The following is a 16,101-nucleotide window of genomic DNA, read 5'->3' as shown; positions in this document are numbered from 1 at the left end:
TGGGGATATCTTGAATAGTCAGTTCCACTCTAAGGATGGAGGATCAGGTAAATGACACCGAGGAAGTGGATAGTCCTGGGCGCTGGGACACTTTTGGTAGCCGGCGCGGCTTACTTTCTTATTGATCGAACCGCGACGGAATCTCCGATGCCTGGTCAGGCTTCGGGTGAGGGGCAAGTAGCGGCTAAGACTGCACCTGATGCCAGTCAGATCCAGCCCCATGGCGGTCTCGTTTCTACAAGCCGCAGCGCAGCTGAGGTGCCATCGACGATGGCGCCGGAGAAGGCCTACACCGACGCTTACTCCATCCTTCGCTGCACGCATGCGGCGAATGCTGATCTGAGTATTCCAAAGGAACTGAGCAAAGCCGAGGCCAAGCAACTCGCGGACTCGCGTATTGCTGGTCTGGACTGCGCCGCGCTCGATAGCAAGTATTCCGCCTACGACTTGGCCAAGTTCGCCGCCGAGCGGGGAAATCTGCAGGCCCAGCTGGATTTTTCCGCAATTGCAGCTTCTGCTTTCAACGAAGAAAAGAACGCGCTGGACCCCGCGTTGATCGCGCAATACAAGCGAGATAGCCTCAGATTTCTGAACATGGCAGCGGATCGCGGCCATCCCGACGCGTATGCGCGCCTGGCAGAGAACTACAAAAATGGTCTTTTTAGCGATCAAGACAAGGTAAAGGCATACGCCTATGCCTACGCTAACAGCCAGGTCACACAGTCCAAGTTTTCAAAGGAATGGCTTAATCGCTATTCAAATGGCCTCACTGCACAACAGGTCATTTACGCGCAGCAGCTGGCGCAGACACTCGTAAACAGGAAGTAGTTCAACCAGAAGGAGATGTGTCGTATGAAGCTTCAAGCCAAGGTGTTGCTGGTCGTTGCGTTGCTTATTTCAGGTGTGGCTTTCGCAAAATATGTGGGTCGATTTTATTGCGGAACCAGTTGTCAGGTTGGAGCAGGACTTGCCAGTGGTGATACGTACACTTTCGTGCTGTCTGTGGTAAATCAAAGCGTAGATTCTTGGGTGGACTCCAGTGGAAATCCCAATCAAATGATTCTTTGCAACGGAAGCAAATGCGCGTTGTATACCTACGTGAAGCTTTCGGGCCAATGGATTGCTGAGGGATACTATTACAGCAACTGGATGAGTGGCAGTGGTGGTGGCGGCGGCGGCGGTGGCTATACGATCTTCTACACAAACCCTGGAAGCCCGGGTTGCATCTACGGATGCGGGGACCTTTGGGGGACGGTGGGTCCGGTCACACCGGTGCCCGGCCAGAAAGAGCAATAATTCCCTAGCTATGCTCTCCCAAGATCAGGCCAGTTCACTGGCCTGATTTTTTTGTGTGTTAAGCGTAGGCCACTATCCGCTTATGCCGGTGACGTCGTAGCGGTTAGATACAGAGACCGCTCGCCACGGTTTGGTAGGACCACTCTCGTTTGGTGGAGTTGACCCAGTCGGTTGATGTGTAACCGAATGGACGATCCACAATTTGGTAGATGTCATCAGCCTTGCACAGCGCATCCCACTGCGAAACAGTTAGAGCAGCGGCTTCAACATTGGCCCATGTGCAGTTCCCGTCGCGCTCGTAGCACGCGAAATTTCCGCCACCCGGTGGTGTGGCCAGCGCGTACAGAAAGGGGTCCAGAAAAGGGGTAGTCCAGAGGCAGTTAAACAACTTAACTGCCGCCGCCCCCTCAAGTTTCTTGCCCGGGCTACGCTGGCTAGATTGGTTTCATCAACCCAGCATTCGGAAACGGTGTCAGGGCCACTTACCAGCTCAATAAAAAGTGGCTCTGACACCGTTTCTCGCGCGGGGATGTCGATGCTTGAGTAAGTGCCATTCGAGCCAGAGGACATTTCCATCGCAAGCGCACAGGTTGGGTTGGACGCATCAAACCGGCCTGTTGGAATGACCGATCAAGAGCGCTGGGTTGATGGAACCAACCCAGCCTACGGTCATTGATCAGTGCAGGCGCACGCTGCGCGATGGACTTGCGTCGGGCGGCGGCAACGCTGGCGCGGGCACCAGGCAGGCGAGTCCGGTGGCGTACACGGCCCGCTCCTCGCCCACGCCGGTTGGCCGACGCGGCATGCGCCCGAGCCGCTGCGCCTCTACCTGGTCGAGGAGGTCGCGCACGGCCAGCGCATCGTCATGAGCCGAGATGCTACCGAGCAGCCGGTCGAGCAGGTCGACCTGCTCGCCGGTGATGCTGAAAGCAAAGCGTTCGACGGCCGTGTCGTAGCTCTCCGGCGAGGTCGCAGCGGTAACGTCGCGGTCGGGTGCGTCTGCCGCCACTTCGCGCCGCGCCGGCCACGACACTTCCTGCAGCACGAGATCCGCTTGCTCGGCCAGCAACTCCAGGCAGGTCGCAAGGTGGCCCATGGGCACCTCCGGTGTGTCTTCCTGCTCTTCCTTCCACGTGCGTGGTTGCGCCAGCTCCGACAGGAATTGCATGTGGTCGCGCAGCTTCTTCAGCCGGGTCTGGCTGTCCTCCGGCAGGAAATAGCCCTGGGTATCCAGATCGTTCGATGCAGGTTTCGACATGATGGCCTCCTCGTTCCATGAAGTGCCCGCCCACCGGAAGACGGTGGACGGGAAGTCGGGAGGTTAGAAACCGCATACAGACGGCGGGCGTATTTCCCTTGCGGGTGTTTTATTAGCCGCCCTCCCGACGCAGAACATTGCGCCGGCTGCACCCGAGACTCGGGCACAAAAAACCCACCAGATTGACGGAGGTGGGTACCGCTGTATGAGGAGTTTCTACGCTCCTTGAGCTCGAGTCTGCAATGGATCGGCGGCGAGGTCAAGACGCCTATTTTTTCTGTTTGGAGACGGCGAAATACGGCTCTGATCCCCGTTTCATTCGATCACTTCTCACTCGCAAAACAGGGGACAGAGTAAAGAACAGGAATAAAATGAACCTGCCCCCCTTTTTTCAAGCCAACGGTTCCCTAACCCCTATTTTTGGCGCTGACGTCAGGGCCCCAAACCCATATTGGTATGTAGCTGTCGAAGACGTTGATGCAACTCGAGAATTTCGGCGAGGATGGCCTCAAGCTCGGTAAGCGAGTAACGCGTCTCAACTTGGTCAGGGCTGGTCATCAGGCCAACGACGTTAACGATCATGCCGTCACCTGTTACCGCCCATCGACCATGTACAAAACTGTTCCGTCGCATTCGAAGAGCATGGGCATCTTGTAACCAGTTTGAGTAGGCAAGCGTAGTGGATGGCTCACGTTCGCACGCGGCAACAATACGCTCTAGAAGTTTCAAGCGCCCATTGAAGCCTAGTGGTTCAACTTCCTTGGTTAAGGAGTCAAGCTCGGCGCCACCTCTGGACCATGCTAAAACCAAACCAAGGCCTGCCTCCAGAGAGCCTGTCTCCCACAGGATGCGACCCAGCACAGCGGCAGCATTTTCCTCAAGACGTTCCTTATCCTGCCAATTGAACATGGAAGGCTCTACCACTTGGGCGAATTCAACAGCACGTAGCTGAAAAAATGACTCTGGCCCCGTTTTCTCACCTGTGATTCTTTGATTATCATTGGCTCTGGCCCTGCTTCTTGGCCAGTGAATCCGCCAGCATCGATTCGAACAGCCGCAGGCGGATGCGCATCATGGAGCCGGTGGCGGAGATCAGGTAGAGCAGCACGAGGAAGACGCCCAGCAGGATCTGCCAAGTCGATACTTCGAGGGGTTGGTTCCAATTGCGGAAGAAGAGGTAGGCGGACACCAGTACCGGCAGGAAACCCAGGCGGTCCACGCCGCCAGCCAGCAATCCGAGTTTTGCGATGAGTTGGCGTTCGGCCAGTTGCACGGTGCGAAGGCGTTCTGCAAGCGCGTCGGCTGGGAATGTGGTCAGCCAGCGGAGGATCGATTGGAAGTGCGGGTGGTCGTGATCAAGCTGGATGACCATGTCGGTCTTCCAACGCGCCAATGTCCAACTGAGTACACCGATGGATCGAACGAAAGCGGGGAGCCACATCATTATCATGATGGCCATGCCGATCTGCATCATGGTGACCATCCACAAGGCAGGCGCCATCAACTTGACGAACACCATTGGGAGTAGCACGACAATCGCCCCTACTCCACCGATGGCATTGAGCACGCGATACGGCTTCGGCGTATTCAGTATGTCCGAAGGACCATCTGGTATTTCACTGATGCGGCGTTGGAGTTCGGCGAACGATAGCTCTGCATCGGAGTTGCCGGACTTATCTAATCTTGTTGCATCGCGATCCATGCCAGTCTCCCCAGACTTCGATGCATGCTAACGATGGGTATCGCTTTGCTCAACCCATGCTACGGGTCCTGTAAGAAAGACCCTCTGACCCCGTTTTGCAGTCAGGACGTGTCCAAAAGAGAGGCCCGCGTGCTGCGGGCCTTTCCTATCATGCGTCTATAGCATGGACTGTCTAATCGAGTGTTAGGCAGATCACCTAGTGGCTACCCTCTGTTTCTTTGGCCACGTAAAGTAGCCAGCCGAGTCAACCTTGAAGTCGCCACGATCTTTCCGCTCCGCACTTTGCTTGGTGCCCGCCGATGACTGATTAAGAGCCGATCTAGACAGATAACTGCTCTTGTCATTCCGAATCTTTTTCATGTCAGTTCTCCCGTAGGAACTTCTTCGTGGACTTCCGATTCAGTTCGTTGGTGCAGTAATCGTTGATACGCCGCTGCGGCCCTTCCGCCTTACCCTTCTTTGCGATGGAAACTCGGTTCGGGTCAAGATCCAAAGAGTAGATCATATCGTCTACTTGCTTGACCCAGTGCTTTCCGGCTTGATCGTGGGAATACTTCCAGTCCAACTGCTCGCCTTCAATGGCAGCCAGATCGTTAACAATGTCGATAACGGATGGATAGCGTTGGTCGATATCCAGCAAACATTTTCTAACTACTTTGATTAACGCTTCTGGTATGTGCTCTGGAAACACGTCGCCGACAGCACTTGGAAACTGGCCGTTAATGACAGCGTGCTTAAAGGTATGTTTATCAAAAACGCCATTAACCATATGTGATTCGTACTGGGCGTAAAACTCGGCGTCTCCTACGCACATCCTGAACAGCGTTAATCCGACTTGATAAATGTCGAATCTATGGTCGTACACCCCTGCTTGGTATGCCTCGGGAGGCGCCATCTTTCCATAGAGCCTATCTTGCTCAGCGAGGCCATTAATGCCTCTGGCCTTTGCCAAGCCAAAGTCTGCTATCAGCGCTTCACCACGATCTGACAGCAAGATATTGTCGGGCTTGATATCGAAGTGCACCAATTTCTGAGAATGAATATGATGCAGCCCGCTTAAGAATTGTGTCGCAAAAATCACTATCTCGCGAACCGTCAGAAAACGCACTTCCATCAATTTCTTTAGCGATCCATTTACGTAATATGGCATCGCCAAATAGATTGAATCTGGATCTTGGCAAGCGTAATAGATCGGAACAACGTTTGAGTGCGAGCTAGCGTATACGCAGCTGGACTCAGCAAAATAGGCCGCCGCATCCATTTTTGCCTTCGGACATTTCTTGATGACGAGCTGTGCATCTAACTGCGGATCATGAGCGATGTAGACGTTGGAGTTTTTTCCTTCTGCTCCGATTTCCTGACCCAGCTGGAAGGCAACATCTGCGATGTTATAGGGCTTAAGCATGCTGCGCCCCCAAGGCGGCAAAGATGGCCTCTCGCGCTTCTGGCTTCAACTTATCCCAGTTTTCGACCGGCTCATACGGAATTTCGTTTGACACGAAACGTTTGAACTGGTCACGCGCAAAACCAACGCGGCGGGAGATATTCGAGATCTGACCGATGTAATACCCCTGCAGGCAGCTACTAGCAAAAGCCTCTTGGATAACACCCTCAATTTCGATTCGCTCAACGTTCTTTGATTGAGCACTACTTTCTGTCACCCTCAATCCCGCACGTGCAATTGAGAATTCACGGATAACGTCCAAGATGTTGTTGCGCACGTACTTCAGCGCATCGGGTGTCGGAAGCGCTTTGGGTATTTTGATTATTTCGACGTTTACTACGGCGGCAGCCTCTGTGTCGTAGACCGCAAACGTCACCTCACCGGGTTTGACCCGGATCCCCATGGTGTTCATGCATCCTTCCCCTCTCCCCAGCGGAGTCAGTGTACATCTGGAAGCAGCAGTTTAGAGACCCTGGGTCTACCAGGTTGAGAACCGCCCCCTTTCCCAGCGAAGCGCGACATATCGCCTGCCTATAGAGAAGAAACTGAGGCATGAGGCAGAGACCTGACAACGTAAATAGTTCACATACGCCGATTGAGCCGATCCGATAACGGGGTCAGGTGCAGCTCCTATCCTGATTAAGTGAACCTGACCCCGTTTTTGGTATGCAGTCGGTTTCCCGCCGCAAGAGATCGAAGAACGAGGCCAGAGTACTTTTCTTACTTAGAAAAGTATCCTGACCCCCTTATCTGCAGCAACCTTTAGAATTCCGGAAGATTTTCAAGGTTGTCGCCCTCTCTACCGTTATCCCGGCTCTTGATGTATTCCGTGCCATTAACTCTGATGATGTGAACTGGCTGACCTTTTTGCCATTTCCCGTCCACCCACATGATGGTCACGAACGTCACGCCTTCCTTGATCGCTTTCACTATTGCAGTTCGTTGATGCTCTTCGGTCTCTCCAAATGTTGTGTCCTTGTCCTTCCGGATCCGTACTCGATCAATATGAGTATGCGTGGCGTTGTAGCGAACTTCCGATATTCCATAGTCGGCCCACTTGGTCATAACCCGTCTCGCTATTGTTGGCTTAAAGGTAGGGGACCATGCAAGAACAGCAGTTTCAACGTAAATACTTCACACGTGATAATGCGACTCTTGGAGAACGAGGTGGAAACGGATCGGAGTACCTTTCGTACAGCACCCTGACTCCGCTTTTTTCGTAAAAGCCGCACCCGGGACAGGCGGAGTTTCGATATGAAACGCCCCGAGTGCGTTTCGCTTACCCGGACCATGCTGACTCTTAAAGCGTTCTCTTGCCCTCGCTTCTCTGCTGAAATACATTCTCAATGTACTCAAGGAAAGATCATGAGCGACGAACAACCGACCCGGCATCAAAAGGCTCTCATAGCTATTAAAGAGCTAACAGCACCGCTATCGCACGTGGCAGCAATTGCCGTCGGTCTAACCGGTATCGCTTACGTCCTTGGATGGTCTTACCTGAGAGGTCATTTCAAAGGGCTCGGTGCGCCTTGGGCACTACAGATGCTAGACGCGACGCAGTACATAACTGCAGCGCTTGGCCCATTGCTCACCTTTGCATTGATGCTGGCAATATCCCTGAACTTTTACGTCGATGGAAACGCAACTCAGAAAGGCACCATACGTTTTTGCGGCTTAATCTTTGCAGCGTCCGCAGTCTGTTTCGCTATTCACTATTCACTCGAATGGTGGATATTTGATAACCATAAGTCGCACTGGAACATCGCTGCCTTCATATTGCTTATTCTTGCTGGATTTCAATTATTTATCATATTTATTGTCTCAATCATTGAACACTTTGGCCCCACCACAACCACCAATATGGTTGGCATTGGATCTTTAGCCGCCATGGTCATTGCTTCTATTGCACCAACCTTCGCTGAGTCAAGATCAAAGAATAAACTAGACGACATGAGCTTTACACCGGTCGACATTAAACAACAGAATGAACCCTGCACATGGGGTCTCGTTCACGCCTTATCTCAAGAGAGAGTTCTCTTGATATCCATGCCTGAAGGAAATTCTTTCAGAGTGGTGAATACTTCAGAGATAGACTCAATCAGCAGCTCAAGCTCAGTAGCTTGCGCCAAGAAGCGGCACAGCAAGTAGCCGGACGAAAAAAAACGCGCTCTAAGGAGCGCGGAGTTTCCTTGCAAGACACCACGGGGTGCCTCCCCTATCCAAGCTAGACCAAGCTACGCAGCGGCAGGGCCGTCGGCATTTTGTTTAGCCCCATCTGTGATTTCCATTAAAGAAATACTAAGGCGGATGGACGGAAAGTAGGAACTCAACGCAGCCCCAAAGCGATTCGTAACTTCTAAAACTTGCAATTCAATTCGATCTAAAGATTCAACTAGCTGATTGGCTAAATTGACCGCCTCTTGGAGGTTCCCCGGCCCCAGAATTTGATTCAAGCGCCCGATCTCTATATTGAACTCCTGAGGCACGTTTGCCGCCTTAAGCTTCGGCTGGATCTCTTCTCTCATGAATCGTGATCGTTCATTGATTAGTTCTATTACGCTTTGGAATTGATCCTTCGCAATGGAGATCTCTCCTAGCAAGTTAGCGTGCCTTACGAACATAAAGTGCAATGAATCCATATCCATACCAGGGTCATTGGCATCTATTGCAAGCAACGCGGGAATTTCCAAGCATCGTGCGGAATGATCTCGATACGGATCCACATAACCGCGCTTGATATTGGTCAATCGATTAACCATTCGGGATAACTTGAAGAAGATTAAACGACCAGAGGCTAAGTCCTTATTTGACTGAGCCTTGCGTTCCCTCCCAGACTCGAGGAGAAAAGCCGACATTGCGCCGACGAATGTTGCGAGAATCGTTACTAAGCCGTTGCCCCACTCAAACGTCTTAAGACCTGACAAGAGTTCGGGTGTATCAAATATCACCCACGCCAGAAAAAACGCGAGGATAAATATCGCTACTGGCTCAAATAGATACCAATAGAACCCCAGTCTAGGCCTGACGAAGCGTTCAACCATTCAGTGGCTCGACCCAAGCACAACTAAGGGCCACAAGCGTTTCGTCACCCACACTTCGAATACCCACAATTCAAACAAGTAGCGCACCCGTCCATGATGACCAGGGCCTTCGTGTTGCACTTGTGGCAGAGCGTGGCGCTGGGCGGGAAGCTGGTGCCGTCGCCGGTGACGGCGATGTCTTCGTGGGAGGCGGGTTCGTTGGCTGCACGAAGAGCGCCCTCATCCGCCCTGCGGGCACCTTCTCCCGCTGACGCAGGAGAAGGGCTGGGGGAATTCACGTCAGACTTTTTTTTTGCGCGGTTCTCGTACTGCGCGCGCTTCTCGGCCAGGATCGCGCGCTGGTGCGCGCTCATTTCCGGGTCGTGGATCATGCCGATCGACTTCAGGTGCTCTTCCACGATCGCGCCCAGCTCGGCGACCAGCGACGGCATGTACACGCCACCGGCCTTGAAATAGCCGCCGCGCGGATCGAACACCGCCTTCATCTCGTCGACCAGAAAGGTCACGTCGCCGCCCTTGCGGAACACCGCGGACATGATCCGGGTCAGCGCCACGATCCACTGGAAATGCTCCATCGACTTGGAGTTGACGAAGATCTCGAACGGACGGCGCAGCTCGTGCTCGGTGCCCGCGTTCAACACGATGTCGTTGATGGTCACGTACATCGCGTGCTCCACCAGCGGCGACTTGATCTTGTAGGTGCTGCCGATCAGCACTTCCGGGCGCTCGATGCGCTCGTGCATGTGGATGATGTCGGCGACCGGCAGCTCGGCCTCGGCCTTGGCCCGGCTGATCGACTCCGCCTGGACCACGGCGGCGCTTTCGCGCGCCTTGTCTTCCGGAGTGAGGACGCTGTAACCCTTGATTTTCTTGTCGATCTTGACGGCCATGAACTTCGATCCTGGTGTGCTTTCGGTGTTGGTGTTGGTGTGTGGCGGGGGAGGGTCGCTGGCAGCGTAACCCTCACCCCTGCCCCTCTCCCGCGTTGCGGGAGAGGGGTTCTAAGGGATTACCTTTTCTTCGCGGCTTTCTTTGCGGTCTTCTTGGCGGCCTTCTTCGGCGCGGCTTTCTTCATCGCCTTCTTCACCGCTTTCTTGGCCACGGCCTTCTTCGCGGCAACCTTCTTCGCTACTTTCTTCACCGTCTTCCTGGCGGCGGCCTTCTTCGCGGCGGCTTTCTTCACGACCTTCTTCACCGCCTTCTTCGCGGCGACTTTCTTGGTCGCGACCTTCTTCTTGGCCGCGGCCTTCTTGCCGGTGACCTTCTTCTTCAGCGTAGCGGCTTCGGCCTTGGCGCTGGCACTGGCGCTGGCCAGCTTCTTCTTGGCCTTGGCCACGGTCTTCTTCACCGACTTGCTGGCCTTGTCGGTGCGCTTGGCGACCGCCTTCTTGGCTGCGGTGACGCGTTTGGTCGCGGCCTTGCGCGCCTTCTTGACCGACTTCCTGGCCGAGGCGACGGCGCCGCTGGCGGTGGAAGCGAGGGAGTTGCCGATGTTGCTTGCGGTTTCTTTCACGCTTTCTGCAGCGCCTGTCAGGGTCGCCACCACACCATTTCCATTGCTCATGAAGATGCCCTCCTGGGGCCGTGGGTTTGGTACGGGGCCGATGCTATACCGGTTGGCGTGAGGTGGGGAGTGGGTGGGTTGGGGGGCGCAGAAGGGAGAGCATGCTCGCTGCGCTTCGCACTCCCCTCTCCTGCCCTTCGGGCATCCTCTCCCGCAAGGGGAGAGGAGTAATGCCGCAGGTCAGAACTTGCCGTAGTAGCCTTCTTTCAGGGCGTCGAACAGGTTGGCGGCGCTGTGCATCTCGCCGTCGTATTCGATCTGCTCGTTGCCCTTGACCTCGACCACGCTGCCGTCTTCCAGCTCGAAGCGGTACAGGGTGTTCTCCAGGTCCGCTTCCTTGACCAGCACGCCCTGGAAGGCGGCCGGGTTGAAGCGGAACGTGGTGCAACCCTTCAGGCCCTGCTGGTGGGCGTAGCGATAGATGTCCTTGAACTGCTCGTACGGGTAGTCGGTGGGGACGTTGGCGGTCTTGGAGATGGAGCTGTCCACCCACTTCTGCGCCGCGGCCTGCACGTCGACGTGTTCCTTGGGATTGATGTCGTCGGCGCTGATGAAATAGTCCGGCAGGCGCGCGTCGGCGTCCTCGGCGAACGGCACCGCCTTGGCGTTGACCAGGTGGCGGTAGGCCAGCAGCTCGTAGGAGAACACGTCGACCTTTTCCTTGGACTTCTTGCCTTCGCGGATCACGTTGCGGCTGTAGTGATGGGCGAACGAGGGCTCGATGCCGTTGGAGGCGTTGTTGGCCAGGCTCAAGGAGATGGTGCCGGTGGGGGCGATGGAACTGTGGTGGGTGAAGCGGCTGCCGATCTCGGCCAGTTCGTCGACCAGTTCCGGCGAGACCTCGGCCACGCGCTGCATGTAGCGGCTGTACTTGGCGTGCAGCACCTTGCCGGGGATCTGCTGGCCGATGCGCCAGCCGTCCTTGGCCATTTCCGGGCGCAGGCGCAGCATGGCGGCGGTGACGTCGAACAGTTCTTCCATGATCGGCGCGGCGCCCTTCTCGCGGGCTAGGGCCAGGCCCATTTCCCAGCCGGCCACGGCCATGTCGCGGGCGATGGACTCGGTGAATTCGCAGGACTCGGGGCTGCCGTACTTCATCTTCAGCATGGTCAGGGTGGAACCCAGGCCGAGGAAGCCCATGCCGTGGCGGCGCTTGCGCAGGATCTCGTCGCGCTGCTGCTGCAACGGCAGGCCGTTGACGTCGACCACGTTGTCGAGCATGCGGGTGAACACGCGCACCACTTCCTTGTATTCCTCCCAGTCGAAGGCCGCCTGGTCGGTGAAGGGGTCGCGGACGAAGGTGGTCAGGTTGACCGAGCCCAGCAGGCAGGCGCCGTAGGGCGGCAGCGGCTGCTCGCCGCAGGGGTTGGTCGCGCGGATGTTCTCGCACCACCAGTTGTTGTTCATCTCGTTGACCCGGTCGATCAGGATGAAGCCCGGCTCGGCGTAGTCGTACGTCGAGACCATGATCATGTCCCACAGGTGCCGCGCGCGGATGTGGCCGTAGATCTTGCAGGCGACCAGGCCGTCGTCGCGGCTGACGTAGTTCTTGTGCGTGGGCCAGTCGCGCCAGATCACCTCGGACTCGTCGTCGAGGTTGATCTCGCCCTGTTCCTTGGCGTTGACCGGGAACACCATGGGCCAGTCGGCGTCGTTGGCCACCGCGTCCATGAAGCCGTCGGTGATCAGCAGCGACAGGTTGAACTGGCGCAGGCGCCCGTCCTCGCGCTTGGCGCGGATGAAGTCCTTCACGTCCGGATGCGACACGTCGAAGGTGCCCATCTGCGCGCCGCGGCGGCCACCGGCCGAGGACACGGTGAAGCACATCTTGTCGTAGATATCCATGAACGACATCGGCCCCGAGGTGTACGCGCCGGCGCCGGCCACGAACGCGCCGCGCGGACGCAGGGTCGAGAATTCATAGCCGATGCCGCAGCCCGCCTTGAGGGTCAGGCCGGCTTCGTGGACCTTGTCCAGGATGCCGTCCATCGAGTCCTCGATGGTGCCGGACACGGTGCAGTTGATGGTGGACGTGGCCGGCTTGTGTTCCTGCGCGCCGGCGTTGGAGGTGATGCGGCCGGCGGGAATGGCCCCGCGGCGCAGCGCCCAGACGAAGCGCTCGTACCAGTAGGCGCGCTTCTCGGCGGTGGTTTCGGCGTCGGCCAGGGCCCGGGCCACGCGCTGGTAGGTGCCGTCGATGTCGGCGTCCAGGGCTTCGCCCTGCTTGGTCTTCAACCGGTATTTCTTGTCCCAGATATCCAGCGAGGCCGGCTGCATGGGCACCAGGGATGATCCTGCAGCTTCTTCGTTCTTGACCGCCTCGAGGCGCACCGTACTCATGATTGTGTTGCTCTCCCTGTTGTTTCTGGAACTTATGGTTGGACTTGTTTTTTTTATGCGCCTGGACGGTCGGGCCGGCCAGTACGGGTACTGCCTGTCGTTACTTCCGGGCAAGGCGACAGCGGCGACGGTCCGCACGGCAGCGGCAGGCGCGTCGTGGCAGGTCCGAATTGTGCGTGCGGTCCGGTAAAACCGCTGTCACGATCGCTGTCATGGGCTTCCCCAGAGCGCCTTATTCCCAAGAAAAAACCCTACTGCTTGGGCCCGTTTCGCATCTGACCGCTATATCTAGTGGCAAAGCGAAGGTTGCAAGCTACGCTGGCCCGGTCGGACTGTCAACGGCAAAAAGGGCATTGACTGATGAATTTCGATGACATGCCTGTTCAGCTTTAAGCGGCGCCGCCGGGCCCGGGTCTGGCCCGCTTTCATTGCGGGTTTAGGCGCTGATGCTCACACTCGTTCATCTTGGCGACAACGCCTGCCGGCGAACCCGTCCCGGCTGCCGCTCCTGCCTTCCCGCCCTGCCTTTTCACCCCTTGCCGCGACCTTCGACCATGCGCCCGCTTCCCACCTTGCTCGCCCTCCTCGCCGCCGCCGCGTTCGGCGGTTTCGCCGCCAGCGGCCTCCAGGCCGTCTTCGAAACCCCGGCCCAGGCCGCCCCGCTGGCGCCGGCGGTCATTCCTGCCGCCAGCGGTTCGCTGCCGGCCGCGGTCAACGGCCAGCCGATGCCGTCGCTGGCGCCGATGCTGCAACGGGTGATGCCGGCAGTGGTCAACGTCTACAGCCGCCAGACCGTCAAGCTGCGCAGCCCGATGGGTCCGTTCGCCGACGACCCGATCTTCCGGCGCATGCTCGGCATCCCCGACATGCCGCGCGAACGCGTGCAGCAGTCGCTGGGCTCGGGGGTGATCATCGATGCCAAGAACGGCTACATCATCACCAACCACCACGTGATCGAGAACGCCGACGGCGTGTCGGTGACCCTGAGCGACGGGCGCAGCGTGGAGGCCGAATTCAAGGGTTCGGACCCGGACACCGACGTGGCCCTGATCCGGATTCCGCCGGGCAACCTGACCGAGATCCCGCTGGCCGACAGCAGCGCGTTGAGCGTGGGCGATTTCGTGGTCGCGGTCGGCAACCCGTTCGGCCTGGGGCAGACGGTGACCTCGGGCATCGTCTCGGCGGTGGGCCGCAGCGGCATCCGCGGCCTGGGCTACCAGAACTTCATCCAGACCGACGCGTCGATCAACCCCGGCAATTCCGGCGGCGCGCTGGTCAACCTGCAAGGGCAACTGGTCGGCATTAATACCGCCAGCTTCAATCCGCAGGGCAGCATGGCCGGCAACATCGGCCTGGGTTTCGCGATTCCGTCGAACCTGGCCAGGAGCGTCGTCGAACAACTGAAGGCCAATGGCGTCGTCACCCGCGGCACCCTGGGCCTGGAATCGCAGACCCTGACCCCGCAGATCGCCCAGGGCATGGGCCTGGACGACGTGCGCGGCGCGGCGGTGACCCGGATCTACGCCGGTTCGGGCGCGGCGGCGGCTGGATTGAAAATCGGCGACGTGATCGTCGCGGCCAATGGCGAGCGCATCGACAGCGCCGAATCGTTGCACAACTACGAAGGCCTGCAGCCGGTCGGCAGCGCGCTGACCCTGCAGGTCCGCCGCGACGGCAAGCCGCTGACACTGCGCGCGATGCTGAAGGAACAGCCGCAGGCGCTGGCCGGGGCGACGCTGGATCCGCGACTGGCCGGCGCCTCGTTCGCCGACCTGCCGGAATCATTGCGTAGCTCGGGCCTCAGCGGCGTACTGGTCAAGGACGTGGGCCGCGGCAGCCGGGCGGCGCAGAACCGCCTGCAGCCCGGCGACATCGTGCTGGAGGCGACCACCGGCGAATTCGACGATCTCTCCGGCTTTCAGGCCAGCTTCGCGCGCAAGCCGGAACAACTGGTGCTCGCGATCAGGCGCGGCAACGGCGTGGGCAATTTCCTGATGCGATGACGGCGCGGCAAATGACAGCCTGTTAATGGCGACCTGCTATAGAGGTATTACCCGATCGGCGTTAATGCCTTCCCCACCAAGGAGATGACCATGAACAACCCCACCGCGACCGATGCACTGAAGAGCAACCTGGGCGAAGCCGGTTCGCATCTCAAGTCCGCCGCCGCCGCCGCCAGCGAAGCCATCCGCGGCGCCGCCGGTTCCGCTGGCGACGAATTGAAGCTGGGCAAGGCCAACGTGAAATCCGAACTGGCCGACAGCGCCCTGTCCGGCATTGCTGCGGCCGAGCACGGCGGCGCCGCGGCGATGGAACAGGTGGACCAGCTGATGGACAAGGGCCGCGACCTGATCGACAGCGCCGCCGACCTGATCCGCGAACGTCCGCTGGCCTCGTTCGGCGTGGCCTTCGCCGCAGGCTGGATCATCGCCAAGCTGGCGCGCAGCGGCGGCGGCGACAAGTAAGCCGCTGGCGTGAGCGAAACGCATGATGGCGGCAACGCCACGGATTCCCCGCCTCCTGCGGGGACCGCGCCCGACCTCGGCGAATCGATCCGCGAAGTCGGCAACGCCGCGCGCGAAGGACTGAAGGAAGCCGGCGGCGCGGCGAAGGCGTTCCGCGCGCTGCTGGCCGCCGATGTGTCGCTGGCGCGCAGCGCCTTCGGCCGCGCGATGGCGCTGACCGGGGTGGCGATCGTATTCGGCGCTTCCTGTTGGCTGTTGCTGATGGCGACGCTGATCGTATTCCTGAGCCGTACCCTCGGCTTGCCGTGGGCGGCGTCACTGCTGATCTGCGCGTTGCTCAGCGGCCTGGTGACGACGTGGGCCGCCTGGCAGGCCGACCGCTACTTCGACCACACCCGCATGCAGGCCACGCGCCGTCAGTTGGCGCGCCTGGGTATCGGCGAACTGGCCGATTCGGCACCCGACCCCGGATCGACCGAATCCGCGCGCGATGCGGTGGATCGCAACGCGCCCGAGCACGACCAAGACGGCAACAGGATCACACCCCCATGAGCAAGGATGCGCGCCCACGGGTGAGCTTCGAGCACCTGGTGCGCAAGGTCGCGCGCGCCGAGGACGTGCTGGAAATGCGCGAGCAGCGCGTGGTCGACCGCTATCGCCAGCTCGGCCGGACCTGGCGCGAGGGCTGGACGCCGATACGGATCATCGCCGTGGGCCTGGCCAGCGGTTTCCTGGTGGGCCGCGCCGAGCCGCTGCGCGCGCTGACCGGCGCGCGCATGCTGCAGATGGTCGGCGCGCTGTCGGGATTGTTCGCTTCGGTGCAGGCGAGCTTCGCCGCGGAACAGGCGGGGGAAGCGGCGGACACGGCCGAAGATGCGGTTACCGGGCAGGCCGCGCCGACCATGCGCACCGCTGAATCCGACGACGAAATCGCACCGATCCAGCCACGTCCTGCCGAAGCCGCCACCGAACTGTCCCACCCTTAGAGTCT

The 16,101-nt window shown here is 58.6% G+C and carries 17 protein-coding genes; 7 read left to right on the top strand and 10 right to left on the bottom strand.

The features are described from left to right. The first annotated feature begins 51 nt into the window (after positions 1 to 51). Both CSC74_RS09695 and CSC74_RS09690 read left to right on the top strand, forming a co-directional pair. Entirely contained in the window at positions 52 to 828 is a 777-nt protein-coding gene (locus tag CSC74_RS09695) for an SEL1-like repeat protein (RefSeq protein WP_162314230.1), read from the top strand. A 24-nt stretch (positions 829 to 852) separates the two neighbouring features. Beyond that, positions 853 to 1,296 (top strand): hypothetical protein, encoded by a 444-nt coding sequence (locus CSC74_RS09690; protein WP_162314229.1) that lies wholly within the window; start codon positions 853 to 855, stop codon positions 1,294 to 1,296. A 676-nt stretch (positions 1,297 to 1,972) separates the two neighbouring features. Here CSC74_RS09690 and CSC74_RS09685 read toward each other — a convergent pair. From CSC74_RS09685 to CSC74_RS09660, 6 genes are all read right to left on the bottom strand, one after another. Next, positions 1,973 to 2,554 carry an XAC0095 family protein gene (locus CSC74_RS09685; RefSeq protein ID WP_211369603.1) on the bottom strand — a complete coding sequence of 194 codons (582 nt, stop codon included), beginning with the start codon at positions 2,552 to 2,554 and terminating at the stop codon, positions 1,973 to 1,975. A gap of 432 nt (positions 2,555 to 2,986) precedes the next feature. Further along, positions 2,987 to 3,463: a hypothetical protein gene (locus CSC74_RS09680; protein ID WP_162314228.1), complete on the bottom strand. Its 477-nt coding sequence runs from the start codon at positions 3,461 to 3,463 to the stop codon at positions 2,987 to 2,989. 88 nt (positions 3,464 to 3,551) lie between these two features. Next, positions 3,552 to 4,256, bottom strand: a complete 705-nt coding sequence (locus CSC74_RS09675; RefSeq protein ID WP_162314227.1) for a hypothetical protein — start codon at positions 4,254 to 4,256, stop codon at positions 3,552 to 3,554. A 361-nt stretch (positions 4,257 to 4,617) separates the two neighbouring features. Further along, positions 4,618 to 5,661, bottom strand: a complete 1,044-nt coding sequence (locus tag CSC74_RS09670) for a serine/threonine-protein kinase (RefSeq protein ID WP_162314226.1) — start codon at positions 5,659 to 5,661, stop codon at positions 4,618 to 4,620. Then, positions 5,654 to 6,112 (bottom strand): hypothetical protein, encoded by a 459-nt coding sequence (locus CSC74_RS09665; RefSeq protein ID WP_162314225.1) that lies wholly within the window; start codon positions 6,110 to 6,112, stop codon positions 5,654 to 5,656. The genes CSC74_RS09670 and CSC74_RS09665 overlap by 8 nt, the downstream gene beginning before the upstream one ends. 350 nt (positions 6,113 to 6,462) lie before the next feature. Continuing rightward, the gene (locus CSC74_RS09660) at positions 6,463 to 6,765 is read right to left on the bottom strand and encodes a DUF3892 domain-containing protein (protein WP_162314224.1); all 303 of its coding nucleotides are present in this window, start codon (positions 6,763 to 6,765) and stop codon (positions 6,463 to 6,465) included. A 300-nt stretch (positions 6,766 to 7,065) separates the two neighbouring features. Between CSC74_RS09660 and CSC74_RS09655 the strand changes: the two genes are divergently transcribed. Continuing rightward, on the top strand, positions 7,066 to 7,848 hold the full coding sequence (locus tag CSC74_RS09655) for a hypothetical protein (protein WP_162314223.1): 783 nt from the start codon (positions 7,066 to 7,068) through the stop codon (positions 7,846 to 7,848). An 86-nt stretch (positions 7,849 to 7,934) separates the two neighbouring features. Here the strand turns inward: CSC74_RS09655 and CSC74_RS09650 are convergent, their stop codons facing one another. From CSC74_RS09650 to CSC74_RS09635, 4 genes are all read right to left on the bottom strand, one after another. After that, the gene (locus tag CSC74_RS09650) at positions 7,935 to 8,741 is read right to left on the bottom strand and encodes a hypothetical protein (protein WP_162314222.1); all 807 of its coding nucleotides are present in this window, start codon (positions 8,739 to 8,741) and stop codon (positions 7,935 to 7,937) included. A gap of 44 nt (positions 8,742 to 8,785) precedes the next feature. Beyond that, on the bottom strand, positions 8,786 to 9,631 hold the full coding sequence (locus CSC74_RS09645) for a TSCPD domain-containing protein (RefSeq protein WP_162314221.1): 846 nt from the start codon (positions 9,629 to 9,631) through the stop codon (positions 8,786 to 8,788). Positions 9,632 to 9,750: 119 nt separating this feature from the next. Beyond that, complete coding sequence (locus CSC74_RS09640; protein ID WP_162314220.1) at positions 9,751 to 10,305, bottom strand: hypothetical protein; 555 nt, start codon at positions 10,303 to 10,305, stop codon at positions 9,751 to 9,753. A 180-nt stretch (positions 10,306 to 10,485) separates the two neighbouring features. Next, entirely contained in the window at positions 10,486 to 12,645 is a 2,160-nt protein-coding gene (locus CSC74_RS09635) for an adenosylcobalamin-dependent ribonucleoside-diphosphate reductase (protein ID WP_162314219.1), read from the bottom strand. Between the two features lie 554 nt (positions 12,646 to 13,199). Between CSC74_RS09635 and CSC74_RS09630 the strand changes: the two genes are divergently transcribed. The 4 genes from CSC74_RS09630 (at position 13,200) to CSC74_RS09615 (ending at position 16,096) form a co-directional block, all read left to right on the top strand. After that, entirely contained in the window at positions 13,200 to 14,648 is a 1,449-nt protein-coding gene (locus CSC74_RS09630) for a Do family serine endopeptidase (protein ID WP_162314218.1), read from the top strand. A 90-nt stretch (positions 14,649 to 14,738) separates the two neighbouring features. After that, the gene (locus tag CSC74_RS09625) at positions 14,739 to 15,110 is read left to right on the top strand and encodes a hypothetical protein (RefSeq protein ID WP_162314217.1); all 372 of its coding nucleotides are present in this window, start codon (positions 14,739 to 14,741) and stop codon (positions 15,108 to 15,110) included. A gap of 9 nt (positions 15,111 to 15,119) precedes the next feature. Continuing rightward, positions 15,120 to 15,662: a phage holin family protein gene (locus CSC74_RS09620; protein WP_162314216.1), complete on the top strand. Its 543-nt coding sequence runs from the start codon at positions 15,120 to 15,122 to the stop codon at positions 15,660 to 15,662. Further along, positions 15,659 to 16,096, top strand: coding sequence for a hypothetical protein (locus CSC74_RS09615; RefSeq protein ID WP_246193112.1), 438 nt, complete (start codon positions 15,659 to 15,661; stop codon positions 16,094 to 16,096). Before CSC74_RS09620 ends, CSC74_RS09615 begins: the two co-directional genes overlap by 4 nt. The last annotated feature ends 5 nt before the right edge of the window (positions 16,097 to 16,101 follow it).

Source organism: Pseudoxanthomonas yeongjuensis, from assembly GCF_010093345.1.
GTDB classification, from domain to species: domain Bacteria; phylum Pseudomonadota; class Gammaproteobacteria; order Xanthomonadales; family Xanthomonadaceae; genus Pseudoxanthomonas_A; species Pseudoxanthomonas_A yeongjuensis.
Note: the sequence above shows the minus strand (reverse complement) of the source record. Positions and strands in the feature narration are given on the sequence as shown.